Below are 7,006 nucleotides of genomic sequence, written 5' to 3'. Positions count from 1 at the left end.
GGCTCGGGGCGGTCGTTGGGCCGGGGCCCGTCGGGGACGGCGGGCTCGGGCTCGCCCGGCGGCTCGTGCCGGGCGTTCGAGCCCTCGTCGTACGCGTCCATTCCGCCCCGTTTCCCGATTCCCGATGTCCGCCGGATTCCTGTCGCCGGCCGGCGGGGTGCCGTACCGCCCGCGGGATACCGCGCCGCGACGTTCGCACCGGAACGGTACTCAGGCCCGCCCGCCCGGCACAGCCCCAGAGGACACAGTGGCCACAACCGCGACGTTGTCCACAGTGGGTTATCCACAGCGGTTGACACCTTACGGCCCTCGTCCCACCATTGAATCGGACGAACCGAACGATCGGTCGGTAACTTGATCAAGGTCGAGGGGGACCGCATGGCGACAGCAGCCGAGCACCGGACGGCCCGCGCAGGGGCGGACGGTACGGCGGACGAGGCCGCGCGGACAGCGGCGTACGAGGCTGTCTTCGACGCCGCCGTGGCCGCCGACGACCGCATCGAGCCACGCGACTGGATGCCCGACGCCTACCGCTCGACGCTGGTCCGGCAGATCGCGCAGCACGCGCACTCCGAGATCATCGGTATGCAGCCGGAGGCCAACTGGATCACGCGCGCGCCCTCCCTGCGCCGCAAGGCGATCCTGATGGCCAAGGTCCAGGACGAGGCCGGGCACGGTCTGTATCTCTACAGCGCGGCCGAAACCCTCGGCACCAGCCGCGACGAGCTGCTCGACAAGCTGCACACCGGCCGCCAGAAGTACTCGTCGATCTTCAACTACCCGACGCTGACGTGGGCGGACGTCGGCGCCATCGGCTGGCTGGTGGACGGCGCCGCGATCACCAACCAGGTGCCCCTGTGCCGCTGCTCGTACGGGCCGTACGCGCGCGCGATGGTCCGCATCTGCAAGGAGGAGTCCTTCCACCAGCGACAGGGGTACGAGCTGCTGCTGACCCTCAGCCGCGGCACCCCGGAGCAGCACGAGATGGCGCAGGACGCGGTGAACCGCTGGTGGTGGCCCTCGCTGATGATGTTCGGCCCGCCCGACGACGAGTCCGCGCACTCCGCGCAGTCGATGGCCTGGAAGATCAAGCGCCACTCGAACGACGAGCTGCGCCAGCGCTTCGTGGACATCTGCGTCCCCCAGGCCGAATCGCTCGGACTCACGCTCCCCGACCCGGAGTTGAAGTGGAACGAGGAGCGGGGCCACCACGACTTCGGAGCGATCGACTGGACGGAGTTCCGGGAGGTCCTCAAGGGCAACGGCCCGTGCAACGAACAGCGGATAACGCAGCGCAGGCGAGCGCACGACGAGGGCGCATGGGTACGGGAGGCGGCCGCGGCGTACGCCGGCAAACACGCCGCAGGCAACGGGGAGGCACGAGCATGACCACCGACGACTGGCCCCTCTGGGAGGTCTTCGTGCGCTCGCGCCGCGGACTCTCGCACACCCACGCCGGCAGCCTGCACGCACCGGACGCCGAGCTGGCCCTGCGCAACGCCCGCGACCTGTACACCCGGCGCGGCGAGGGCGTCTCGATCTGGGTCGTTCCGTCCGCCGCGATCACCGCCTCTTCGCCGGACGAGAAGGACCCCTTCTTCGAACCGGCCGCCGACAAGCCCTACCGCCACCCGACGTTCTACGAAATCCCGGAAGGGGTGAAGCACCTGTGACGGTCACCGCCGGTTCCGCGGCCGCCCTCGCCCTCGGCGACGACGCCCTGGTGCTCTCGCACCGCCTGGGGGAGTGGGCGGGCAACGCGCCCGTCCTCGAAGAGGAAGTGGCCCTCGCCAACATCGCGCTCGATCTGCTGGGCCAGGCGCGGGTGCTCCTGTCGATGGCCGGCGACGAGGACGAATTGGCGTACCTCCGCGAGGAGCGCGCCTTCCGCAACCTCCAGCTGGTGGAACAGCCGAACGGCGACTTCGCCCACACGATCGCCCGCCAGCTGTACTTCTCCACCTACCAGCGTCTGCTGTACACGGAACTGGCCGCCGAAGACGGCGAGTTCGCCCCTCTCGCCGCCAAGGCCGTCAAGGAGGTCGCCTACCACCAGGACCACGCCGAGCAGTGGACGCTACGGCTCGGCGACGGCACGGCCGAGAGCCATGAGCGGATGCGACGGGCGGGCGAGGCGCTGTGGCGGTTCACGGGCGAGATGTTCCAGCCGGTCGAAGGGGTGAACGTCAACTGGGAGGATTTGGAGACCAGTTGGCTGGAGTCCGTCTCCGCCGTCCTGCGCCGGGCGACCCTCGACGTGCCGGAAGGACCGCGGTCCGGGGCGTGGGCCGCGGGCGCCGGACGCCAGGGCCTGCACACCGAGTCCTTCGGGCGGATGCTCGCCGAGATGCAGCATCTGCACCGCAGCCACCCGGGGGCGTCATGGTGACGACCACTCCGCTCGAAGCGGAACTCCTGGAGCTCGCCGGTTCGGTGGCCGACCCCGAACTGCCCGTGATCACCCTGCACGAGCTGGGCGTCCTGCGCGCGGTGCACCTGCGCGGCGCCGGGGCGGTCGAGGTCGAGCTGACCCCGACGTACACCGGCTGCCCGGCCGTCGAGGTGATGTCCGTGGACATAGAGCGGGTGCTGCGCGAGCACGGCATACGGGAGGTCACCGTCCGCACGGTGCTCACGCCCGCCTGGTCGACCGACGACATCACCGACGAAGGGCGGCGCAAACTGCGCGAGTTCGGCATCGCCCCACCGCGCATGCGGCACACGGACGGACCGGTGCCGGTGGAGCTGGGACCGATGCGCACGCTCACCGCGCAGCCGGAGGCGGCGGAACCCGTGCACTGTCCGCACTGCGGCTCCGCCGACACCGAACTGCTCAGCCGTTTCTCGTCCACCGCGTGCAAGGCGCTGCGGCGCTGTCTGTCCTGCCGCGAACCGTTCGACCACTTCAAGGAGTTGTGATGGCCCGATTCCACACACTCCCGGTGGCCGCGGTCGACCGGCTCACCGACGATTCCGTGGCGCTGACCTTCGCGGTGCCGCCGGAGCTGCGCGAGGAGTACCGGTACGCGCCCGGCCAGCACCTCGCCCTGCGGCACACCGCCGACGGCACGGAGATACGGCGTACGTACTCGATCTGCTCGCCGGCACCCACACCTGTGGACGGTGAGGGTCCCCGGACCCTGCGGGTCGGGGTGCGGCTGGTCGAGGGCGGGGCCTTCTCGACGTACGCGCTCAAGGAGATCGGTGTCGGCGACGAGCTGGAGGTGATGACGCCGGCCGGCCGGTTCACGCTCGAACCGGCGCCCGGGGTGTACGCGGCCGTGGTCGGCGGGAGCGGCATCACGCCAGTGCTGTCGATCATCGCGACGCTGCTGGCGCGGGAGCCCGAAGCGCGGTTCTGCCTCATACGCAGCGACCGCACGTCCGCCTCGACGATGTTCCTGGAGGAGGTCGCCGACCTCAAGGACCGTTTTACGGAGCGGTTCCAGCTGGTGACGGTGCTCTCCCGGGAGGAGCAGCAGGCCGGTCTGCCTTCCGGGCGGCTCGACCGAGAGAGGCTCGCGGGGCTGCTTCCGGCGCTGCTGCCGGTCGACACGGTGGCGGGCTGGTTCCTGTGTGGGCCGTTCGGGCTGGTGCAGGGGGCGGAGCGAGCGTTGCGCGATCTAGGGGTGTCGCGGAGCCGTATCCACGAGGAGATCTTCCATGTGGACGACGGAGCCACGTCCACTGCCACCGTGCCGGCTCCCGCGCACAGCACGGTGACCGCGCGGCTCGACGGGCGCGCGGGCACCTGGCCGGTGCGGGACGGCGAGCCGCTCCTGGAGACGGTGCTGCGCAACCGCTCCGACGCGCCGTACGCCTGCAGGGGCGGGGTGTGCGGGACCTGCCGGGCGTTCCTGGTTTCCGGCGAGGTGCGGATGGACCGCAATTTCGCGCTGGAGCCGGAGGAGACGGAAGCGGGGTATGTACTGGCGTGCCAGTCTCATCCGGCCACGGAAAAAGTGGAGTTGGACTTCGACCGGTGAGCTCCGCCCGCCGACGGTTCCCCTTGCTTGTGGCCGCCGCTTGTGACGGCCCCTTGTCTGGTGTCGGCTTGCGTTACTGGCGTTCCCTTCACTGTCACCCCGTTCCCTTCTTGTAGAACCTGTTCTATCTTGACGCTCCGTCAGATCCGTCAGATCCGTCCGATGGGCCGGCACGTGGGAGGACAGGGCTGTGGACTTCACCTTCACCGAAGAACAGCAGGCGGCCGTGGAGGCGGCGAAGGCGGTGTTCGCCGGGGTCGCGCCCGACGGGGTGCCGTCTCCCGCGCTCACCGCGGGTGCCGTCGCCGACGACTTCGACCGGGCGCTGTGGGCCAAGCTCGCCGAAGCGGATCTGCTGAGCCTGCTGATCGACGCGCGCTACGGCGGGGCGGGCCTTGACGCCATCGCGTTGTGCCTGGTGCTGCGCGAGTCGGCGAAGGTGCTCGCGCGGGTGCCGCTGCTGGAGAGCAGTGCGGCGGCAGTGGCCGTACAGACATACGGCGGTGAGGAGCTGAAGGCTGAGCTGCTCGCGCGGGCCGGCCGTGGCGAGGTGGTGCTGACCGTCGCCGCGAACGGCCGCACCGGGCACGACGGCGCCGAACTCGCCGTCACCGCGCGTCGGGAAGGCGACGAGTGGGTGCTGGACGGGGTACAGACGGCGGTGCCCTGGGCGTACAACGCGGACTTCGTCGTCGTGCCCGCGCTGAGCACCGGTTCGGGCCGCGCCGTGCTCGCCCTCGTGCCCCGCGTTCACGACGGTGCCGTGCTCGCCGAGCAGATCTCCACCACGGGTGAGCGCCTCGGCGAACTCCGGCTGGACTCCGTACGTCTGGCCGCCCGGGACGTCATCGACGCCGACGGCGCATGGGAGTCACTGCGGGATCTGCTCGCCACCGGAACGTGTGCGCTGGCGCTCGGCCTGGGCGAGGGCGTGCTCGGGATGACGAGTGAATACACCAGCAAGCGGGAGCAGTTCGGGTTCCCGGTCGCCACGTTCCAGGCGGTGGCCGTGCAGGCCGCCGACCGCTATATCGACCTGCGCGCGATGGAGGCGACCCTCTGGCAGGCCGCGTGGCGGATCAGCACGGGGGCGGGCGGCGCGCTGCCCGCGTCCGGCGACGTCGCCGTGGCCAAGATCTGGGCCTCCGAGGGCGTACGACGCGTCGTGCAGACCGCGCAGCATCTGCACGGGGGCTTCGGCGCCGACACCGACTATCCCCTGCACCGCTACCACGCCTGGGCCAAGCACCTGGAACTCTCCCTCGGCCCGGCGGCAGCCCATGAGGAGACGCTGGGGGATCTGCTGGCGGCGCATGTGCTGGGGTGAGGGACGAAGGGCGGCGGCGTACTCACCTGGGGCAGGGGCTCGCTAGAGCACGAAACCCGGCTGACCCTTGTCGTCCACCACGGGGCGGCCGGCGGCTGCCCAGACCTGCATGCCGCCGTCGACGTTCACCGCGTCGATGCCCTGCTGGACGAGGTACATCGCGACCTGCGCGGAACGGCTGCCCGAGCGGCAGATCACATGGATCCTGCCGTCCTGCGGCGCCGACTCGGTCAACTCGCCGTAGCGCGCAACGAACTCGCTGATGGGGATGTGCAGTGCCCCCTCCGCGTGACCCGCCTGCCATTCGTCGTCCTCCCGGACGTCCAGCAGGAAGTCTCCGTCCGCGAGATCCCCGACCTCGACCGTGGGCACACCAGTTCCGAATTGCATATCCCCGACGCTACCCGACCCGGCCACCACCTGCCGTCGGCGCATCCGCCCCACAGCTCCGCAGCTCCGCAGCTCCGCAGCCCAGTGAACCCAACGCCATGATCAGACGACGCCGACCGAGAACCGGTGAAGTCAAGCGACCGGGAGCCGGTGAAGCCAACCGCCCGAAAGCCATGAAGCCGGCCGACCGAAAGCCGTGAAGCTAACCGAGCAGTCCCGCCAGCTCCGCCTCGCGCTCGCTCACCTGCGCCAGCAGCTGCTCGGCGATCTCCTCCAGCAGCCGGTCGGGGTCGTCCGGCGCGATCTTGAGCATCGCGCCGATCGCGCTTTCCTCCAGGTCACGGGCCACGAGCGTCAGCAGTTCCTTACGCTGGGCGAGCCATTCGAGGCGCGCATAGAGCTCCTCGCTGCGACTCGGCTGCCACTCCTCGGGTACAGGCCCAGCGGCCCACTCCTCGGACAGCTCCCGGAGCAGAGTCTCGTCCCCACGGCCGTACGCGGCGTTGACCCGGGCGATGAACTCGTCGCGCCGCCTGCGCTCGTCGTCGTCCTGCGCCAGGTCAGGGTGCGCCTTGCGGACCAGTTCGCGGTAGAGCTTGCGAGCCTCGTCGCTCGGGCGCACGCGCTGCGGTGGCCGTACCGGCTGCTCGGTCAACATCGCCGTGGCCTCCGGGGACAGTCCGTCCGAGTCGAGCCACTGGTGGAACAGCTCCTCGACCCCCGGCATCGGCATGACCCGAGCCCGCGCCTCCTGAGCCTTGCGCACATCCTCCGGGTCGCCGCTGCGGGCGGCCCGAGCCTCCGCGATCTGCGCCTCCAGCTCGTCGAGCCGCGCGTACATCGGTCCGAGCCTTTGATGGTGCAGCCGGGAGAAGTTCTCCACCTCGACGCGGAAGGTCTCCACCGCGATCTCATACTCGATCAACGCCTGCTCAGCCGCGCGCACGGCCCGCTCCAGCCGCTCCTCGGGCCGCGCCTGCTCCTCACCGGAACCGGAACCCTCGTCGGCGGAATCCTCGCCACGGGAACCCTCACCGGCGGACGCCTCATCCTCAGCCGACGCCTCGTCCCCGGCCGGCGGAACATCATCCGCCGACGGCTTCGCAGCCCCCTCCTCGACAGGCGGCTCGGACTGGGACTGCTCAGCTTCCGGCGTCATCACCTGTCCAGCCTAGGCCACGGCTCAGGCCACCCACCCGAAACACTCGAGCACGGTGTCCTCACCTGCACGGTGCCTCGGCGAGGGGCACGGAAGGGAACGGGATTGGCTTCAATGTCTTCCCGGGGGGGCTCCCCTCCCCCC

General features: G+C 70.5%; 8 protein-coding genes. 6 read left to right on the top strand and 2 right to left on the bottom strand.

The window, feature by feature from the left end; all coding sequences use genetic code 11:
- Window positions 1–378: 378 nt before the first annotated feature.
- The 6 genes from paaA to G5C60_RS48595 all read left to right on the top strand — a co-directional run bounded on the left by paaA (window position 379) and on the right by G5C60_RS48595 (window position 5,313).
- On the top strand, window positions 379–1,389 hold the full coding sequence (gene paaA, locus G5C60_RS48620) for a 1,2-phenylacetyl-CoA epoxidase subunit PaaA (protein WP_165270380.1): 1,011 nt from the start codon (window positions 379–381) through the stop codon (window positions 1,387–1,389).
- Window positions 1,386–1,673 carry a 1,2-phenylacetyl-CoA epoxidase subunit PaaB gene (gene paaB / locus G5C60_RS48615; RefSeq protein ID WP_165270378.1) on the top strand — a complete coding sequence of 96 codons (288 nt, stop codon included), beginning with the start codon at window positions 1,386–1,388 and terminating at the stop codon, window positions 1,671–1,673. Before paaA ends, paaB begins: the two co-directional genes overlap by 4 nt.
- Window positions 1,670–2,389: a 1,2-phenylacetyl-CoA epoxidase subunit PaaC gene (gene paaC, locus G5C60_RS48610; protein ID WP_165270376.1), complete on the top strand. Its 720-nt coding sequence runs from the start codon at window positions 1,670–1,672 to the stop codon at window positions 2,387–2,389. The genes paaB and paaC overlap by 4 nt, the downstream gene beginning before the upstream one ends.
- A complete protein-coding gene (paaD, locus tag G5C60_RS48605) occupies window positions 2,383–2,919 on the top strand; it encodes a 1,2-phenylacetyl-CoA epoxidase subunit PaaD (RefSeq protein ID WP_165270374.1) in 537 nt (178 codons plus the stop codon). The genes paaC and paaD overlap by 7 nt, the downstream gene beginning before the upstream one ends.
- Window positions 2,919–3,986: a 2Fe-2S iron-sulfur cluster-binding protein gene (locus G5C60_RS48600; RefSeq protein WP_165270372.1), complete on the top strand. Its 1,068-nt coding sequence runs from the start codon at window positions 2,919–2,921 to the stop codon at window positions 3,984–3,986. The genes paaD and G5C60_RS48600 overlap by 1 nt, the downstream gene beginning before the upstream one ends.
- Window positions 3,987–4,176: 190 nt before the next feature.
- A complete protein-coding gene (locus G5C60_RS48595) occupies window positions 4,177–5,313 on the top strand; it encodes an acyl-CoA dehydrogenase family protein (protein ID WP_165270370.1) in 1,137 nt (378 codons plus the stop codon).
- Between the two features lie 42 nt (window positions 5,314–5,355).
- Here the strand turns inward: G5C60_RS48595 and G5C60_RS48590 are convergent, their stop codons facing one another.
- A complete protein-coding gene (locus tag G5C60_RS48590) occupies window positions 5,356–5,685 on the bottom strand; it encodes a rhodanese-like domain-containing protein (RefSeq protein ID WP_165270382.1) in 330 nt (109 codons plus the stop codon).
- 220 nt (window positions 5,686–5,905) lie between these two features.
- Window positions 5,906–6,865: a hypothetical protein gene (locus G5C60_RS48585; protein ID WP_165270368.1), complete on the bottom strand. Its 960-nt coding sequence runs from the start codon at window positions 6,863–6,865 to the stop codon at window positions 5,906–5,908.
- Window positions 6,866–7,006: the final 141 nt, after the last annotated feature.

The sequence above is a fragment of the Streptomyces scabichelini genome (assembly GCF_011045015.1).
Taxonomy (GTDB): Bacteria; Actinomycetota; Actinomycetes; order Streptomycetales; family Streptomycetaceae; genus Streptomyces; species Streptomyces scabichelini.
The sequence above is the reverse complement of the archived record's forward strand: the minus strand, read 5'-3'. Positions and strand labels throughout refer to the sequence as shown.